14 protein-coding genes and 3 rRNA genes are annotated in these 18,455 nt (G+C 30.0%); 12 read left to right on the forward strand and 5 right to left on the reverse strand.

Annotation, left to right across the window (positions count from 1 at the left end; translation table 11 throughout):
- Positions 1-151 precede the first annotated feature (151 nt).
- From SFBM_RS00920 to SFBM_RS00940, 5 genes are all read left to right on the forward strand, one after another.
- Positions 152-1,471 carry an efflux RND transporter periplasmic adaptor subunit gene (locus SFBM_RS00920; RefSeq protein WP_005807414.1) on the forward strand — a complete coding sequence of 440 codons (1,320 nt, stop codon included), beginning with the start codon at positions 152-154 and terminating at the stop codon, positions 1,469-1,471.
- A complete protein-coding gene (locus SFBM_RS00925; protein ID WP_014017815.1) occupies positions 1,468-2,127 on the forward strand; it encodes an ABC transporter ATP-binding protein in 660 nt (219 codons plus the stop codon). The genes SFBM_RS00920 and SFBM_RS00925 overlap by 4 nt, the downstream gene beginning before the upstream one ends.
- Positions 2,128-2,150: 23 nt before the next feature.
- Entirely contained in the window at positions 2,151-3,359 is a 1,209-nt protein-coding gene (locus SFBM_RS00930) for an ABC transporter permease (RefSeq protein ID WP_007441790.1), read from the forward strand.
- Positions 3,352-3,864: a hypothetical protein gene (locus tag SFBM_RS00935; protein WP_005807409.1), complete on the forward strand. Its 513-nt coding sequence runs from the start codon at positions 3,352-3,354 to the stop codon at positions 3,862-3,864. The genes SFBM_RS00930 and SFBM_RS00935 overlap by 8 nt, the downstream gene beginning before the upstream one ends.
- 77 nt (positions 3,865-3,941) lie before the next feature.
- Positions 3,942-5,024, forward strand: a complete 1,083-nt coding sequence (locus SFBM_RS00940; RefSeq protein ID WP_005807407.1) for a hypothetical protein — start codon at positions 3,942-3,944, stop codon at positions 5,022-5,024.
- Positions 5,025-5,032: 8 nt separating this feature from the next.
- Here the strand turns inward: SFBM_RS00940 and SFBM_RS00945 are convergent, their stop codons facing one another.
- Positions 5,033-5,446, reverse strand: a complete 414-nt coding sequence (locus SFBM_RS00945) for a hypothetical protein (RefSeq protein ID WP_005807405.1) — start codon at positions 5,444-5,446, stop codon at positions 5,033-5,035.
- Positions 5,447-5,690: 244 nt separating this feature from the next.
- On the opposite strand from SFBM_RS00945, the gene SFBM_RS00950 reads away from it, so the two are divergent.
- The 6 genes from SFBM_RS00950 to SFBM_RS00975 all read left to right on the forward strand — a co-directional run bounded on the left by SFBM_RS00950 (position 5,691) and on the right by SFBM_RS00975 (position 13,868).
- A 16S ribosomal RNA gene (locus tag SFBM_RS00950) occupies positions 5,691-7,210 on the forward strand.
- A 181-nt stretch (positions 7,211-7,391) separates the two neighbouring features.
- Positions 7,392-10,285: ribosomal RNA gene (locus SFBM_RS00955) — 23S ribosomal RNA — on the forward strand.
- A 55-nt stretch (positions 10,286-10,340) separates the two neighbouring features.
- Positions 10,341-10,457: ribosomal RNA gene (gene rrf, locus SFBM_RS00960) — 5S ribosomal RNA — on the forward strand.
- Together the 16S, 23S and 5S rRNA genes form the textbook arrangement of a ribosomal RNA operon.
- 67 nt (positions 10,458-10,524) lie before the next feature.
- Complete coding sequence (locus SFBM_RS00965) at positions 10,525-11,436, forward strand: CPBP family intramembrane glutamic endopeptidase (protein ID WP_007441789.1); 912 nt, start codon at positions 10,525-10,527, stop codon at positions 11,434-11,436.
- Positions 11,437-11,683: 247 nt separating this feature from the next.
- A complete protein-coding gene (locus SFBM_RS00970) occupies positions 11,684-12,973 on the forward strand; it encodes an alkaline phosphatase family protein (RefSeq protein ID WP_005807390.1) in 1,290 nt (429 codons plus the stop codon).
- A gap of 1 nt (position 12,974) precedes the next feature.
- Entirely contained in the window at positions 12,975-13,868 is an 894-nt protein-coding gene (locus SFBM_RS00975; RefSeq protein ID WP_007439715.1) for a phosphatase PAP2 family protein, read from the forward strand.
- Positions 13,869-13,900: 32 nt separating this feature from the next.
- On the opposite strand, the gene SFBM_RS00980 is transcribed toward SFBM_RS00975, so the two are convergent.
- Genes SFBM_RS00980 through SFBM_RS00990 form a run of 3 tightly spaced genes read right to left on the reverse strand, consistent with a single transcriptional unit; the run spans position 13,901 to position 16,082 of the window.
- Positions 13,901-14,617 carry an amino acid ABC transporter ATP-binding protein gene (locus SFBM_RS00980; RefSeq protein WP_005807387.1) on the reverse strand — a complete coding sequence of 239 codons (717 nt, stop codon included), beginning with the start codon at positions 14,615-14,617 and terminating at the stop codon, positions 13,901-13,903.
- On the reverse strand, positions 14,610-15,254 hold the full coding sequence (locus SFBM_RS00985; RefSeq protein ID WP_005807386.1) for an amino acid ABC transporter permease: 645 nt from the start codon (positions 15,252-15,254) through the stop codon (positions 14,610-14,612). The genes SFBM_RS00980 and SFBM_RS00985 overlap by 8 nt, the downstream gene beginning before the upstream one ends.
- Positions 15,255-15,278: 24 nt before the next feature.
- A complete protein-coding gene (locus SFBM_RS00990) occupies positions 15,279-16,082 on the reverse strand; it encodes a transporter substrate-binding domain-containing protein (RefSeq protein WP_005807384.1) in 804 nt (267 codons plus the stop codon).
- Between the two features lie 168 nt (positions 16,083-16,250).
- Here SFBM_RS00990 and SFBM_RS00995 point away from each other — a divergent pair, with 168 nt between their 5' ends.
- Positions 16,251-16,934, forward strand: coding sequence for a hypothetical protein (locus SFBM_RS00995; RefSeq protein ID WP_005807383.1), 684 nt, complete (start codon positions 16,251-16,253; stop codon positions 16,932-16,934).
- 30 nt (positions 16,935-16,964) lie between these two features.
- Here the strand turns inward: SFBM_RS00995 and cls are convergent, their stop codons facing one another.
- Positions 16,965-18,431: a cardiolipin synthase gene (cls, locus tag SFBM_RS01000; RefSeq protein ID WP_007439714.1), complete on the reverse strand. Its 1,467-nt coding sequence runs from the start codon at positions 18,429-18,431 to the stop codon at positions 16,965-16,967.
- Between the last annotated feature and the right edge of the window lie 24 nt (positions 18,432-18,455).

Raw genomic sequence — 18,455 nt, forward strand, 5'->3', positions numbered from 1 at the left:
TTTGAATAGGAGAAAATAACAGTATTAAATAAATATAACAATTTATTAATATACTATGAATAAGGTTATTAACAGTATAATGAACCAATTATTTGAAAATAATAAGTTAGTGTTTATAGTAGATAACTACACTTATTAGGGGGATATATACATGATTTTAAGAAGAAATAGTTCTAGTCTATTTGTAGTTTTTTTATTAATTGTCTTAAGCCTTATAGTATTGTTTTTATCATCGAGAGTTGTTAAAGGAATAAAAGTTAAAAATGAAATTAATGTTAAAGTTTGTAAGGTTCAATCTGGCAATGTTCAAGATCAAATTGATGTAAGGGTAATTGTAAAGTCCCAAAATTATAAGGAATATTATGGGAATCAATTGAGGATCAGAAAACTATATGTGAAACATGGAGATTATGTTGAAAAGGGTAAAAAGCTTTTATCTTTTGATAATAATGATATTATGAGTCAGTATACCCAAGCGAAGATACAACTTGAAAATGCTGTATTACAAAAGAATCAAATGCTAATAACAAGAGATAATTTTAAAAAACAGAGGATTGCCTTACAAGAAGAGATAGACAGATTAAGGGAAGATCAAGAGGATAATGAGAGCTTTATTGCAGAACTTGAAGAATCTTTTGAAGATAAAAAAACATTATCTTCAAAGAATGGTTTAACTATATCTGATTATAGTGAAGAAATTGATAAGCTTATAAAAGAGAGTGAGGGATTAAGAAAAATTTCATTAGAATTGGAAAGGCAAATGGATACTATACCTGAGATTACAGATGATCAAATAAAGCTTTTAGATAATGCTATAGTTTTAGCAGAGAATAGTCTGAAGAATATCTCAGATAAAATTGAGATGTGTAAAGATATAACAGCTGATTTTAATGGAGTTATTACGGATATAAAAGTAAACGAAGGGAGTTATACTCAACCAGGATCGGTGATACTTGTTCTTCAGGATCTTCAAAATGTAAAGGGTATCTCTTTAATTCCCCAACAAAATATTTCAAGTGTAAAAGTTGGGCAAGAAATTGTAATAAACGATCCTATTGGTGTGTATAACGGGAAAATAACAGCTATAAGTGATTTAGCAGTGAATTCTAACAATTATTTGAATATTATAAATGAAGATATGAGGGATAATTATTTAGTTGCTGATATTGAGATATTAAATCCTAATGATAAATTAAAGGTTGATTTTGATTTAAATGGGAAAATTAATTTAGATAATACAATGGATATTTTAAGGATACCAATAGAGTGTATTTTATATGATGAATCTAATACTCCTTATGTGTTTATAGTTAAAAATAATATCGCTTGTAAAAATATTATATATCCAGGGAAAGTTTCCAATAATTACATAGAAATTGTTGGGGGTATAACTTTAAATGATAGCGTGATTTTAAATCCTCCCAAAACTTTATCTGACAAGACAAAGGTAAAGGTTGTGTCAAATAAATGATGATGAGTCTTAAGAATATAACAAAGTTTTATAAAGATGGAAATTTAGAGTATAGAGCTTTATATAATATTTCTTTTGATATAGATTATGGAGAATATGTTTTTATATATGGGGGAAGCGGATCTGGTAAAACTACGTTATTAAACATTTTAGGATGTATGGATACTTTTGATTATGGTAAGTATACTTTTTGTGATATGGATATAGGAAATAAAAAAGATATTGAATTATCTAGACTTAGAAATGAAAAATTCGGTTTTATATCTAACAGTATTAAGTTGATACCTGAGCTTAATTTATTTGAAAATGTTGGAATACCACTTTTGTATTCAAAATTCTCAAAAGAAGAAAAAAGAGAAAGAATACTCAAATATTTGTCTATGTTTTCTATAGAGAAATATAAATATTTATCTATTGACTCTTTGTGTAAAAAAGATAAGCAAATGGCTTGTATAGCTAGAGCGTTAGTTGGAGGAGCTAAGATAATTATAGGAGATGAGCCTTGTAAGTACTTAGAAAGAAGTGATTGTAAAGAAATATTTGAAATTCTTTTTAGTCTAAATAAACAAGGTATTACTTTAATAATAAGTGGGGCTGAATTAAATCCATACTTAGATGTTGGTAAAGTTATAAATTTAAGAGATGGAATGATGTAGTATAAATTTATTAGGAGGTAGTTTTGATTATTGATGATATAAATTTATCCATCAAGATAATTTTGAGAAATAAATTTAGAACATTTATAGCGATAATTGGAATAGTCACAGGGGTTAGCTTACTTATAGTTACATTTTCATTATTAAAAATTGGAGAGATGAAGATTTTATCTAATATAGATAAAATAGGAAAAAATATTATAAAGATAAATATGATAAATTCTGAAAATTCTGATAAATATTTAAAATATTATTTTAATTTTGAAGATATAAAATCTCTAAAGAATTCAAGTTTATCAATAAATTCAATTTCCCCAGAAGCTTATTTTAAGGGTACTATAAGTAATGAATTTGATAACTTAACATCTTATGTTATAGGTGGTACTGAGGATTATAAGGATTTTATGATGATGGAGATGCTCAATGGTAGATTTTTTTCGAGGTATGAGTGCGCAAATAAAGAAAATGTAGTAATAATTGATAATGTTATGAGCAATAATTTATTTGGAACAGAGGATTCTATAAATAGAGAAGTTTACATAGGGAATTCTAAAAAATTATGTAAATATAAAGTGATAGGAGTTATAAAGCATCCATCCAATATATGGGAAATGAATGATAGTGTAGTATCGTTTTCCATAATACCTATTTCTACATATGTAAAGGATTTTAATAAGGATCCATTCTTTGATTATTTGTATATCTCTTTAAATAATAAGAAGGATATGAATATAATTGGTGACTCAATAATTAATTTTTTAAAGATTAAGAATAATATTACAAAGGATATATATAAGGTGGAAAATTTTTTAAGATCTGAAGATAAAATAAATGAAATAAATAATTTGATTATTAAAATAATAAGGATAATTGGATATATATTCATAGTTATAAGTGGAATTAATATAACAAATGTTATGCTTTTTAGTGTTAATAATAGAGTTAATGAAATAGGATTGAGAAAAATAAGTGGAGCAAATAAGTATGATATATTTATTCAATTTATAACTGAATCTTCTATATTATCTTTAGTAGGGGGTATAATTGGGGTATTTTTAGGTAGTATGGTTACATTTTTTTTAGGTAGGATAATAAATGAAAATTTAAATATTAATTTTATAAATTTATTTAGATTTTTAATAATTTCCTTAATTACTGGAGTTATATTTGGGCTATTTCCAGCGATTAAAGCCTGTAATATTAATTTAGCAGATATTTTTAATAATGAATAAAAAAAATATTATTGGGAATAATGAGATATATTTATTGTGGGGTGATGTCACTTTGTTGTACAATGATGATTTTAATAATCATGTTTCAGGTGAAACGGAGAATTTTAATAATGGATATTCATTTGATGGTGAGTATTCTGGAAATAATTTAGGTGATTTTAACTATGATTCACAGGATAGTATTTCAAATATTGTTCAATATTATAATAATAGGGAATCGTATTTAAAGAGTTTGGTAAGCAATTTTTCAAGTAATAATCTAAATATAGAAAACCAAATAATTGAGTTATTCAATAATGTAAGAAATATTTTAGAAAATAGAGATTTAAATCTTATAAAAAATTCTATAAACTCTATTTCTCAAGGAAGAGAAAATGCACTTAGATTTATAAATGATCAAAATAATTATTTGGACGAAAACACAAAGCAAATTATGAATGTGATAATAGACGAGTATTCTAATCACTTAAATTATTTAAATAAGGCTGTTAATATTTTAAGGTAATATCTAAGTTAATCTTAAAAATTTTATAGGCTTATAAATATTTTCATTATTGTTTGAATTTTAAGAGGGAGATTGTAGTGAATCATATAACTGGTAAACGACATTATGCTACTATTATATATATTTTACTTATATCATATTTTATATTTTTAGTAACGACAGGTCTTGGAATATTGCAATATGGGAGTACTAAAAATTTAGATTTTTTAAAGAATAAATATGAGGAAATTGAAGGAAAATACAATTATTTAATAAGTAATATGTCTGTAGGAAATATAGAGGAGAATAATAGGGAAATATTATATTTAGATGAAATGAGAAGTGAGATACTGGATAGTGTTGATAAGGAAGGAGAATTTTGGAAAGTTGAGTTAAAAAATATTATATTACAAAAAGAGGAATTACTTTTAAAAAGTTCTTTTGACAGAGATACGAATTATTTGCGTTTGAAAAATGAAACTGATGAGTACAATCTGTATTATAGTTTAGGTAAGAAACCTTTAGATTATTTAGATGGATTTTTTATAAGGTATTTTCTATTTCTTTTTAATAGTTTAGGACATCAAATATTTTTAACTTGTACAGTTTTGGGGATATGTTATTTATATATAAGTGATACGAAGTATATAGGATTTTTTAAAACAATAGGTATTATCTGTGTACCTTTATTATGTATACAAATATTTAGTTTAATTTTTTGTATAGCGTTAGATAGTAAGATAGATATATTTTACCCTGTACGTGTTGTTGGTGATTTTAATATTTATAATTTTAATAATAATTTATCGACAATAAATAATGTTCTCCCCTTGTATATCGTTATTTTAAAAGTTTTATTATTAGAAGGATTATACATAGTTTTTATAGTTAGTTTTATAAAAATTATTGATTTAGTATTCGTTCGATATTGTATGAAAATTATGGGAATATTGGTTTTTTTATTTAGTATGTTTGGGATGTTATACACGAGATATTCAAGTATATCATTTTTATCTTATGGTAAATTTTTAGATATAGTTAGAGGATATGAGGCTATTTATAGGGGAGATACATATTTGAATATTAAATTTTTATCAATATTTATATTTTTTGTTTTGGTAATTTTAGGTTTTATATATTTTTTAAAAAAATATTTTTTGAATGATGAGTATGTAAGTTGATAAAGAAATTATTTTGTATATACGAAATTTGTATTGCAATCTTTTACCCAACCATTTATTTTATTTCCATTTTGATTATTTATTGATACTTCGTACCATAAAATATTCATTATATATATTTTAGAAATTATATCTACAGAGGAGTTCTCGGAAAGTTCTAATAATTTAGGAGAAAAATCGAATGGGGCTAATTTTATAGTTGTAGTGTTTTTTATACATACGTTTTTTATATTCAGTAGTGTAGGTTTAAACTCAAGATTTTTAGTATTATTATAAATATTTTTTGTGTTATCGATTTTTTTTAGCAATAGATGATTTTGTTTTGATATATATAATATTTTTATTTTTTGTTTTTCAATCTTATTTAAAAGATATAAAATGATTACAAACATAATTGTAATTAAAATAATAAATAATTTCATAATTTAAACCTCAGAATTAATTTTATATAAAAAAATTATATTTATTAAAAAGTAGAAATATGATAAAAGAATTTAGGTAAAATGTGTAGAAAGGTATTGACATGGTGGTATGAAGTTTGGTAATATGAGTGAGTTAGCTGTGGGACAGCCAGGAGGAAGGTTAGATAGATTATAGATCATTGACAATTGGATAGGGAAAAGGAATGAAGAGAAGAAGTCAACGTTAATTTTGAGAGACTGGGAGAAGGATAAGAGTTTGATCCTGGCTCAGGACGAACGCTGGCGGCGTGCCTAACACATGCAAGTTGAGCGGAGATATATGGAGCTTGCTTTATATAACTTAGCAGCGAACGGGTGAGTAACACGTAGATAATCTATCCTATACTGGGGGATAGCCCGATGAAAGTTGGATTAATACCGCATATAGCTATATAGTTGCATGATTATGTAGTGAAAGATTTATTGGTATAGGAGGAGTCTGCGGCACATTAGCTAGTAGGTGAGGTAAAGGCTTACCTAGGCGACGATGTGTAGCCGGTCTGAGAGGATGAACGGCCACAATGGAACTGAGACACGGTCCATACTCCTACGGGAGGCAGCAGTGGGGAATATTGCACAATGGGGGAAACCCTGATGCAGCAACGCCGCGTGAGTGAAGAAGGTTTTCGGATTGTAAAGCTCTGTTAGCAGGGAAGAGGAAGGACGGTACCTGCAGAGGAAGCCACGGCTAACTACGTGCCAGCAGCCGCGGTAATACGTAGGTGGCAAGCGTTGTTCGGAATAACTGGGCGTAAAGGATGCGTAGGCGGTTAAACAAGTTATATGTTAAATATATAGGCTTAACCTGTAGAAAGCATATAAAACTGTTTAACTAGAGTGCAGGAGAGGTAAGTGGAATTCCTAGTGTAGCGGTGAAATGCGTAGAGATTAGGAAGAACACCAGTGGCGAAGGCGACTTACTGGACTGTAACTGACGCTGAGGCATGAGAGCATGGGGAGCAAACAGGATTAGATACCCTGGTAGTCCATGCTGTAAACGATGGGTACTAGGTGTGGGTTGTGAATAACAATTCGTGCCGTCGCAAACGCAATAAGTACCCCGCCTGAGGAGTACGATCGCAAGATTAAAACTCAAAGGAATTGACGGGGACCCGCACAAGCAGCGGAGCATGTGGTTTAATTCGAAGCAACGCGAAGAACCTTACCTAAACTTGACATACCTTGAATTACCTTGTAATGAGGGAAGCTCGCAAGAGCAAGGATACAGGTGGTGCATGGTTGTCGTCAGCTCGTGTCGTGAGATGTTGGGTTAAGTCCCGCAACGAGCGCAACCCTTGTTGTTAATTGCTAACAGGTTAAGCTGAGCACTTTAGCGAGACAGCCTAGGTTAACTAGGAGGAAGGTGGGGATGACGTCAAATCATCATGCCCCTTACGTTTAGGGCTACACACGTGCTACAATGGTGAGAACAGAGAGAAGCAAGCTAGTGATAGTGAGCAAAACTTATAAAACTCATCTCAGTTCGGATTGCAGGCTGAAACTCGCCTGTATGAAGATGGAGTTGCTAGTAATCGCGAATCAGAATGTCGCGGTGAATACGTTCCCGGGTCTTGTACACACCGCCCGTCACACCATGAGAGTTGGCAACACCCGAAACCTGTGGGCTAACCATATAGGAGGCAGCAGTCTAAGGTGGGGTCAGTGATTGGGGTGAAGTCGTAACAAGGTAGCCGTAGGAGAACCTGCGGCTGGATCACCTCCTTTCTAAGGAAAGAAAGAAGTGGATAACTTTTTCCTATTCAATTGTGAGTGACCTATAATTGGAAGGTTACTTAAGGATATAGATCTTTGAAAATTGTATATAAATAGTAAAGATGCGAAAGGTAGCAAGTTAAATTATTAGCAATAGTAATTTAAGAGCTGGAAGAATATAGAAAGAAAAATAGGTCAAGCTACTAAGAGCGCACAGAGGATGACTTGGCATCAGGAGCTGATGAAGGACGTGATAAGCTGCGATAAGCTACGGGTAGACGCAAATAGTCATGGATCCGTAGATTTCCGAATGGGGGAACCCACATAGTGAGAGACTATGTATCTAGTAATGAATTAATAGTTATTAGAAGGTAGACGCAGGGAACTGAAACATCTAAGTACCTGTAGGAAGAGAAAGAAATATCGATTCCCTAAGTAGTGGCGAGCGAAAGGGGAAGAGCCCAAACCCAAGGAAACTTGGGGGTTGAGGGGGTCTATAATTGAGAAAGTAGGTTAGATGAATATAGATGGAAATCTAAGCCGAAGAGTGTAATAGCCACGTAATTTAAAACTGAAATTGAGAGAGACTTACCCAGAGTACCACGAGACACGAGGAACCTTGTGGGAAGCAGGGTGGACCACCACCCAAGGCTAAATACTACCTGATGACCGATAGAGGAGTAGTACCGTGAGGGAAAGGTGAAAAGAACCCCGGGAGGGGAGTGAAATAGAACCTGAAACTGTGTGCTTACAACCGCTCAGAGCACGTAATATGTGTGATGAGGTGCTTTTTGTAGAACGAGCCAACGAGTTACGATGTGTAGCGAGATTAAGGTCTTAAGGACTGTAGTCGAAGAGAAATCGAGTGTTAATAGCGCGAATAGTTGCATGTTGTAGACCCGAAACCGGGTGACCTATCCATGATCAGGTTGAAGCGAAGGTAAAACTTCGTGGAGGACCGAACCACGTTGGTGTTGAAAAACCATGGGATGAATTGTGGATAGCGGAGAAATTCCAATCGAACTCGGAGATAGCTGGTTCTCCCCGAAATAGCTTTAGGGCTAGCGTTAATACATAGAATATAGGAGGTAGAGCACTAAATGGGCTAGGGGCCGTAAGGTTACCGAACCTTATTAAACTCCGAATGCCTATATTTGTTTATTAGCAGTCAGTCTAAGAGTGATAAGATTCTTGGACAAAAGGGAAAAAGCCCAGATCACCAGCTAAGGTCCCAAAGTATGAGTTAAGTGGTAAAGGATGTGGAGATTCTAAGACAACTAGGATGTTGGCTTAGAAGCAGCCATTCATTTAAAGAGTGCGTAATAGCTCACTAGTCGAGAGTTTCTGCGCCGAAGATAAACGGGGCTAAAACTCATCACCGAAGCTGTGGAATGGAAACATTGGTAGGGGAGCGTTGTATAAGAGTTGAAGCTAAAGCGGGAGCAATAGTGGATTTTATACAAGAGAGAATGTTGGCATAAGTAGCGAGAATTAGGTGAGAATCCTAATGGTCGAAAGCCTAAGGTTTCCTGGGGAAGGTTCGTCCGCCCAGGGTAAGTCGGGACCTAAGCTGAGGTCGAAAGGCGTAAGTGATGGATAATCGGTAGATATTCCGATACCACTAATTATTGATTGATCGATGGAGGGAAGCAGAAGGATAGGATAGCCAACAGATGGAGGTTGGTCTAAGAGAAGAGATAGCATGTAGAGGCAAATCCATATATGCGATTAAGTTGATTCTTTATGGGGAGACGAATGAGTTGAAGTATCTGATTTCACACTGACGAGAAAAACTTCTAGGTAGATAATTAGTGCCCGTACCACAAACCGACACAGGTAGGCGAGGTGAGAATCCAAAGACCAGCGGAAGAATTGCAGTTAAGGAACTCGGCAAATTGACCCCGTAAGTTAGCGAGAAGGGGTGCCATAGAGATATGGTCGCAGAGAATAGGCCCAAGCAACTGTTTATCAAAAACACAGGTCTCTGCAAAAGCGAAAGCTTAAGTATAGGGGCTGACGCCTGCCCGGTGCTGGAAGGTTAAGGGGAGCTGTTATCGTAAGAGAAGCAGTGAACTTAAGCCCCAGTAAACGGCGGCCGTAACTATAACGGTCCTAAGGTAGCGAAATTCCTTGTCAGGTAAGTTCTGACCCGCACGAATGGCGTAATGACTTGGGCGCTGTCTCAACTGCAAATCCGGCGAAATTGTAGTGCAAGTGAAGATGCTTGCTACCCGCGATTGGACGGAAAGACCCCGTAGAGCTTTACTGTAATTTAGCATTGAGTTTTGGTAATATTTGTACAGGATAGGTGGGAGACTGGGAATCTAGATCGTCAGATTTAGAGGAGTCGATGTTGGGATACCACCCTGATATTGCTGAAATTCTAACTGGGATCCATGAACTGGGTACAGGACACTGTTAGATGGGCAGTTTGACTGGGGCGGTCGCCTCCAAAAGAGTAACGGAGGCGTTCAAAGGTTTCTTCAGAAGGGATGGAAATCCTTCGTAGAGCGTAAAGGCATAAAGAAGCTTGACTGCGACACCTACAAGTGGAGCAGGTACGAAAGTAGGACTTAGTGATCCGGTGGTACCTCGTGGGAGGGCCATCGCTCAACGGATAAAAGCTACCTCGGGGATAACAGGCTGATCTCCCCCAAGAGTTCACATCGACGGGGAGGTTTGGCACCTCGATGTCGGCTCGTCGCATCCTGGGGCTGAAGTAGGTCCCAAGGGTTGGGCTGTTCGCCCATTAAAGCGGCACGCGAGCTGGGTTCAGAACGTCGTGAGACAGTTCGGTCCCTATCCGTCGCGGGCGCAGGAGATTTGAGAGGAGCTGTCCTTAGTACGAGAGGACCGGGATGGACTAACCAATGGTGAACCAGTTGTTCCGCCAGGAGCACGGCTGGGTAGCTAAGTTAGGAAGGGATAAACGCTGAAGGCATCTAAGCGTGAAGCCCACCTTAAGATAAGATCTCCCATAGCGTAAGCTAGTAAGACCCCTTGAAGAACACAAGGTTGATAGGTAAAAGGTGTAAGTATGGTAACATATTTAGCTGATTTATACTAATAGGTCGAGGGCTTGACCAAAATTAGCAATATATTATTTATATACAATTTTGAGAGATTAAAATATTTCTCAATATCTGGTGATTATAACGTGTAGGCAACACCCCTATCCATACCGAACAGGAAGGTTAAGCTACACTGTGCTGATGGTACTATAGGGTTACCCCTATGGAAGAGTAAGTCATTGCCAGTTTGTTTTAGAAGTAAGAGCATCGCTCTTACTTCTTTTTGTTTACTATAATATATTATTTGGAGGAATTATGATAAATTATAATTTGGATCGTAATAGCATGGATTTTAATTCAACTAATATTCCAATTAATGAAAGTAATTTTAAACCTAAGTTTTATGTTATTTTTATTATAGTACTATCTATATATTATTTCTTTTCTCCAATACTTTCACAAATTATTATTAATATTTTTAGAAATAACTTTAATTTTGATGAATTGAATTTGTTATCTGAATTATTTTATAGATTATTTCTACCTAATTTTTCCATATTATTGATATTATTTCTTTACATATTGTTAATTGAAGAAAGGAAATTGGGTTTTTTATTTATAGGGATAAAAAAGAACTTTGCACTATCTAACATTAAAGGCCTGATATTATCAATAATTTTTTTGTTTTTATTGGTATTTGTATTTATTATTAAAGATCAAGTTATATTTTTTAAATTTAATAGTGAATTTAGTTTTACAACTGTTTTTCAGCTTTTATTGGTTTTTATATTTATTTATATAGAAATATTTTTTTTAGAAATATTGTATAGAGGATGGCTAATTAATATACTTAATTCAAGATATAATATTTATTTATCTTTGGTACTTGCTTCTCTACTTTTTACTCTTATATATTTTATAGAGTATCAAAGATTGGGAATATACTTATTATATGTGTTTATTTTTAATATATTTTTATCATTTATGTTTTTGATTTATAAAAATATATTTGTAGTTACCTCATTTCATGCATTTTATAAATTTTTAAAGCAGTATGTTTTATCTATAGAGGATATGGAAATAAAATTAAATTCTATTTTTTATACGGGTATAGATATTAATAATGCTATTTATAATATTGAAAATAGTAAATATTCTTTAATTATAATTATTAGTTTAACTATTGTTGCATTTATGATTTATAACTCTAAAAATAAAAATAATTAATATTTGTAGAAATTTTAAATTTTTTAGTTCTTAATTATATTTTGAATAGTTGAATTTTGTAGTAATATATGGTATAAATAAAGTATGCTTTATAGAAAGTATAAAGCATGAGATGTGTTGAATTTATAATCCCAAAGGATAGATACATCTGAAAATTCCCCTCTCTACCACATTTTTGTGGTAGAGCCCCCAATTCGTATTGATTGTATGGTTTTTGGCTTTTATATTTTTAAAAAGGTGAGTAATTATGAAACAATATATTTTGGTTATTTTTATTAATTCTTTAATGAGTAGAGACTATGATATTATAAAGGAATTCGATAACTTTAATTATATTATTTCAAAAGGTTCAGTTGTTAGAAAGGTTAAAAATCATTATCCTAATTTTAAAAATCCAGTTAATACAACCATTCTTACTGGAGAGCCTCCCGAAAAACATGGAATTTATTTTAATAATTATAATGTTAAAGTTAGGAAATATAGAGATAAAGAATATGAGGATATTCAATCTCCTAATATATTAGATTTATTTAAGAGTAATGGAAACAATGTTAGTGTTATTTCTTGGCCTAATGTAGGTTATAGTAGTTTTAAGTACAATTTTTCAGATATTAATAGTGTAAATATAAAGGATTTATTTAGGGGAATTGTAAAAGGTTCTTCTTTTTATATGCTTAGAAATATATTTAAATATTTAAATGTATTGAGAATTGGAATACAGCCAGAAGCAGATAATTTTTCATCTATTTTAGCTATGGAAATTTTAGAAAGTAAAAAATCTAATATTTTGTTTATGAATTTTAATCATTTAGATTATGTAAGACAGAGATATGGAATTAATTATGGACAAACTTCATTTGATGCATTAAGAGATATTGATAGAAAAATAGGGGATTTGCTTGCATGGTGTGATAATAAAAATATATTGGGTAATTTGACATTATCACTAGTATCAGGAGGAAGTCCATGTGAATGTAAATATATAATAAATATTAATTATATGTTTATCAAGAGTGGATTATTGAGTGTTACTAAAAGTGGAAGAATTGACAATTACATAGCTTATGCTCATTGTGAAGGTGGTAGTGCATTTGTATATTTAAAAAATCCAAATAACATTAATGATTATGGAAAGGTTAAGGTGTTTTTGGATGATATAACTAAGAAGTATAGTAATTATATTAAATGTGTTCATGAAGTATCAGAGTATGAAAGATTTAATTTAGATGAATTTTCTTTTAGAATAGAAGGACGTGTTTTTTGTATTTTTAGTGGAGAATTAGATAAAAAGGAATTTATAGATAATATGACAGTGTTTTCTTATATTAATGAAAAGATTAATAAATCATTTTATGGATATTCTAATGATTATGAGAATTCACAAGGGATGTTTATTAATTATGGTTATAAAATTAGACAAGGTATTGAGTTAAGTGAGTGTAATCTCGTAGATATTGCACCAACTATAGCATCTTTTATGGGACTTGATTTTAGGAGTAGTGGTAGAATTATTAGAGATATTTTGGAGGAACGTTGATTTGGAATTAATACAGTTTTTACAGAGTTTTTCCTCTGATATATTAAATATTATTATGTTAATTATAACATCATTTGGAAGCGCTTATTTTCCAATATGCATAATATGTATTATTTACTGGTGTTATAATAAAGATGTAGGCTTTAAACTTGCTATTATTATGGCTTGTTCAGGGGTTTTAAATAGTATTGTTAAAAATTTAGTTCAGTCGCCTCGTCCTATTGGAGTAGATGGTATAAAGTCTATTGGAGAATTTTCTGCTAAAGGATATTCATTTCCGAGCGGACACACTCAGAATATAACGGTTTTTAGTACAAGTTTAGCTATATTCATGAGAAGTAAAATGGTACTTTTTATAAGTATTATTTTTATATTTTTGGTTGGGTTATCAAGGCTATATTTAGGATTACATTGGCCTATCGATATTTTAGGCGGGATTATATTAGCTATTATAGTTTCTATAGTTTTAAACGAGGTATTAATAAAGCTTGATAGTTTTAAAACTAATATATTTATAGGAAGTTTAATCTTAATATTTTTTCTGGGAATACTTCTCGTAGGAAATAATTTTATGGGAGAAGATTATTATAAGACTATGGGCATATTTGTTGGAGTTTTTTTGGGACATTTATTTGAATATAGATATGTTAATTTTTCTCCTGAGGCAAGTAATGTAGATAATATAATGAAAATTATATTAGGTATATCTACAACAGCATTATTATATATAGTTCTTAGTTACATATTTAAAATATTTTCTATGCCTTTATTTTATATGGTTAAGTATCTTATATTAGGTTTTTGGATGTTTGGTGTTGTTCCTCTTATTTTTAAATTAAGTAATCTTTATTATAAGGAAGCGTATGAAATAACTAATATTAAATATAGGAAGTAAAAACAGCTTAGAAATTTATTCTAAGCTGTTTTTTATAATACTTTACTTAAGAACTCTTTAGCACGAGCACTTTTGGTATTGTTAAAGAATTCGTACGGAGAATTTTCTTCAATTATTTCCCCATTATCCATAAAAATTATTTTATTTGATACTTTTTTTGCAAAGTTCATTTCATGAGTAACTATAATCATAGTCATTCCTTCATTGGCAAGTTCGTGTATAACGTGAAGAACCTCTTTAACCATTTCTGGATCTAATGCAGAGGTTGGTTCGTCAAATAGTAGTACATGTGGTTTGTTTGCAAGAGATCTTGCTATTGCAATTCTTTGTTTTTGTCCACCAGATAATTTTGATGGATAGCTATCTTTTTTATTGACTAATCCTACTTTTTTAAGTAAATATAATGCTAACTCCTTAGCTTCTTCTTTAGGTACATTTTTGACTTTTATAGGTCCTAAAGTTATATTTTCAAGTACAGTCATATGAGGAAATAGATTAAAATGTTGAAATACCATTCCCATATTTTCTCTTATTTTATTTATATTGGTTTTTTGTATATTTGTATCTTCGAAAATAATTTCACCATTAGTAGGTATTTCTAATAAATTCATGCATCTAAGTAGAGTACTTTTTCCAGATCCACTTGGACCAATAATAGATATTACATCGCCTTTTTTTATGTTACATGAAATGTTTTTAAGTACATGATGTTTACCGAAATATTTATTTAAATTTTTAATTTTAATCATTATCTTTATTTAATTTCCTTTCAAAATAATGTATAAATTTTGATAAAGTAAATGTTATTATTAAATATATTAGAGCAGCAACTAGTAGAGGTTCTAAGGTTAAATACGTTAAGCTCCTTATTTGGTTTGCTTTATACATTAAATCTGCTAGTCCTATATAAGAAACAATAGCTGATTCCTTTATAAGTACTACAAATTCGTTTGCAAGTGCTGGGAGTATATTTTTAATAGCTTGAGGAATTATAATTAGTTTCATTGCGTTGAAATGATTCATTCCAAGACTTTTTGCAGCCTCCATTTGGCCTTTATTTATAGATATTATACCAGCTCTCATTATTTCAGCTATATATGCTGCACTATTTAAAGATAATGCAATAGATGCTGATGTAAGTTCTGTCATATTTATTTTAAGACCATAATGTATAATAATTAATTGTACGATTAATGGAGTACCGCGTATAATCTCAATATATATAGATGCTATTGCTCTTAATATTTTGTATTTTGAAATCTTTAGTATGCATATTACAAGTCCAAGTATGCTTCCAAATATTATTGTAATTAAAGCTAAAAGTAGAGTTAATTTTATACCATCTAGAAAGAATGGATAATATTTTATTAAAAAACTGAAATTCAAAAATCAATACCTCCATTTTATATTTTATTTATTAAGTTTTTCTGAGATTTTAATTGATTCATTGAAGAATTCATTGATTTTGCCTTCTTTAATTAATCTTGAAATTGTTTTGTTAATTTCAGCGAGTAAATCTTCTTGTCCTTTTTTAATACCAACAGCAGATCCTGCAACTTCATTATTTAAAATTTTGTCATTTATTACTGTTAATTCAGGATTTTTCTTTTGATATTGAAGTGCAACTGGCATTTCCATTAGTATTGCATCAACTTTTTTAGATAATAACTCAAGAACTAATTCAGGTATTCTTAGGAGTGTTTTTATTTCAGAATTTTTTAAATATTCATGAGCAAGTCTATCTTGAATACTTCCGAGTTGTACACCCACAGTTAAATTATTTAAATCATTTATAGATTTAATATTATTATTTAAAGTAAGTATAACGTGTTGAGCTGTATAGTATATTTCTGAGAAATCTATACTTTGCCTTCTTTCTTCTGTTGGAGATATTCCAGATAATATAAAGTCTACATTGTTTGAGTTTAATGCATCCAGTAGTCCAGAAAAGTCTAAATTTTTAATTACAAGTTCTACTCCTAAATCTTTTGCAATTTCTTTTGCAATTTCTATATCAAATCCAACTATTTGTTCATTTCCATTTTTATCTATAAAAGGGAATTCATATGGTGGATAATCCGCAGAAGTTCCCAGAGTTATTTCCCCTTTTTCTTTTATTGATTCTAATTTATTTTCATTTGAATTGCATGATATCAAAAATATGGGTAGTATAAGGATTAAAAGCAACCTATTTAATATTTTGTTTAAATTCATTTTTAATAAAACTCCTTACATAATTCTAATAATAATGTATAATTATACATTATTTTATATTTTGTATTCAATCAAAATATTTTTATGTAATAAATGCTGTATAAGCTTGAAATATATATGCTATAATATTTAGCATATTATAGTAAGAAATTTTAATAGGGGAAACTTATGAGTTATTTATTGCGGTTTAAGAGGAATAAAAAGGAAATAATTTGGACTTTTATTATTACATGTGCACTGGTATGTCTCTCGGCTTTTATGTTTTTATATAATAGATATATTATATATGTTAAGAATATGGAGGCTTCACAAGTAAATTTAACGAATCACTTGAATTATACTTATAGGGATAAATTTTATGGTAATATTGATGTTGATTATGATATTAATTCTAATACATATATTGGGACTGTCGATTTTTATATACCAAATGAGACATATACTTTTACTTTATCTTCTAGAGGACATATAATAGGGGATGGATATCTTCATAATAATAAAGATAATTTAATAAGCCAAAGATTTGCAAGGCAATTAAGAGAGAGTTTAGAAGAAGATTTAAAAGATGAATTTCCAGAAATATTTAAAATATATACTGAAATGCAAGTGCTAAAAGGTAAGTATGATCACAAGGATTTTTATAATAAAAATATTGATGAACCACATGTGGTTCATATATATCTAAATACAAAATATATAATTTCTAAGAAGAGATTTAATGATATAGTAAAGGATATAAAAAATGTATTAATGGAACGAGGATATACAAATTTAAATAATGTTCATGTCAATTACATGGTGAGAAAAGAAGCACCAGCACTTTATTATTCTCCAATAGATTTTAGTAATTAAAAAATAGGGCGATAGTATCTGCCCTATTTTTTAAAGCAATGATGAAAATAATCTTGCTATATTTTCGTATAATCGTTGGTATATTGATATATTTTTAAATGATTCTATGTTTGCAAGAGTACTATTTTCAATATCTTTTTTAAATATATCTATAAATTTATTACAAATATTATGATCGTATATTATTAAATTTAATTCATAATTGAGTTCGAAGCTTCTTATATCAATGTTGGTACTTCCAACAGTTACAATATAATCATCAATTATTATAAATTTAGAGTGTATAAATGAATTTACATCATAAAAATATATTTTACATCCAATATTTGAAAGTTCTCTTAAGTATGTTCTTGATGCATAATAGACTAGCTTATGATCAGGTTTTCCGGGGAATATTATGCTTATTTCTACACCTGATAATATGGAAATTTTTAATATATCAAGAAATCCAGTTGATGGGATAAAATATGGGGTGCAAATTCGTATAGTTTTTTTAGCTATACTTATGAGTTTTATTATAGGAAGTATCATACTATCTTTTGATAAATTAGGACCACTTTTTATTATTTGAGTTAATAATATATTGTCTTTTTTAGGTTTTGGGAAATAATTTGATATATCATTTATTATATCTTCTTTCGAATAATTTTTATTTTTTAGTTTTTTTAAATTTGTATAATCATCTATGAAAACATCCTGTATAGCAAGGGAACATTCTCCTTTTATCATTAAATGTGTATCTCTCCAATTTCCAATAGATGATCTGCCGAGATATTCATCACCAATATTAATTCCACCAGTAAAACTAGTATTTCCATCTATTATAACTATTTTTCTATGATTTCTATAATTTATATGGGTGTTTATAAGTTTTAAAAATGGTGTTGACATGTATGAGTAAAATAATACATCAATTCCATTACATTTGAGTTCATTTATATATTTTTTAGGTAGCTTATGACACCCTATTTTATCCAATATAAATCTTATTTTTACGCCCTCTTTAGATTTTTTAATGAGTATATCTTTTATTTCATTTCCGATATGATCATCTCTTACTATGAAGTATTCCATATGTATGTGATGTTTTGCATTAATTAATTCTTTTTTTAATGATTCAAATTTTTGTATGCCATGTGAAAATATTTCTATTTTTGAATGTTTAATTAAGGGAGATATATTAATTTTAGAAACTAAATCTATTGTTTGTATAATTTCATCATAATCACTATTTTTTGGTATGAAATCAGTTGAATTATTATTTAGTGTGTAGTTAAATAAATTAAGATTAGACAATAAATTATTTTTTAAATAAGGTCTTCGTATGTCTTTTCCAAGAAATGAATAGAATATGAAACCTATGGGCCCAAAAAAGACCAATATTAAAATCCATAGTAGTGTTTTTTCGGGAGAGCGTTTTTCGTTTATTAGTACAAAAAATACTATTGATAAATTTATTATAAAGAAAGAAATCATAATTAAATTTAAGTATTGCATATTAATCTCCTTAAAGTTAAATAA

It is taken from the genome of Candidatus Arthromitus sp. SFB-mouse-Japan (assembly GCF_000270205.1).
In the GTDB taxonomy this organism is placed as follows: domain Bacteria; phylum Bacillota; class Clostridia; order Clostridiales; family Clostridiaceae; genus Dwaynesavagella.

Coding starts and splice junctions, on each gene's coding strand:
- SFBM_RS00970 (WP_005807390.1), top strand. CDS start 11,684: ATGAAACAATATATTTTGGTTATTTTTATTAATTCTTTAATGAGTAGA.
- SFBM_RS00920 (WP_005807414.1), top strand. CDS start 152: ATGATTTTAAGAAGAAATAGTTCTAGTCTATTTGTAGTTTTTTTATTA.
- SFBM_RS00965 (WP_007441789.1), top strand. CDS start 10,525: ATGATAAATTATAATTTGGATCGTAATAGCATGGATTTTAATTCAACT.
- SFBM_RS00990 (WP_005807384.1), bottom strand. CDS start 16,082: ATGAATTTAAACAAAATATTAAATAGGTTGCTTTTAATCCTTATACTA.
- SFBM_RS00980 (WP_005807387.1), bottom strand. CDS start 14,617: ATGATTAAAATTAAAAATTTAAATAAATATTTCGGTAAACATCATGTA.
- SFBM_RS00945 (WP_005807405.1), bottom strand. CDS start 5,446: ATGAAATTATTTATTATTTTAATTACAATTATGTTTGTAATCATTTTA.
- SFBM_RS00935 (WP_005807409.1), top strand. CDS start 3,352: ATGAATAAAAAAAATATTATTGGGAATAATGAGATATATTTATTGTGG.
- SFBM_RS00925 (WP_014017815.1), top strand. CDS start 1,468: ATGATGATGAGTCTTAAGAATATAACAAAGTTTTATAAAGATGGAAAT.
- SFBM_RS00995 (WP_005807383.1), top strand. CDS start 16,251: ATGAGTTATTTATTGCGGTTTAAGAGGAATAAAAAGGAAATAATTTGG.
- cls (WP_007439714.1), bottom strand. CDS start 18,431: ATGCAATACTTAAATTTAATTATGATTTCTTTCTTTATAATAAATTTA.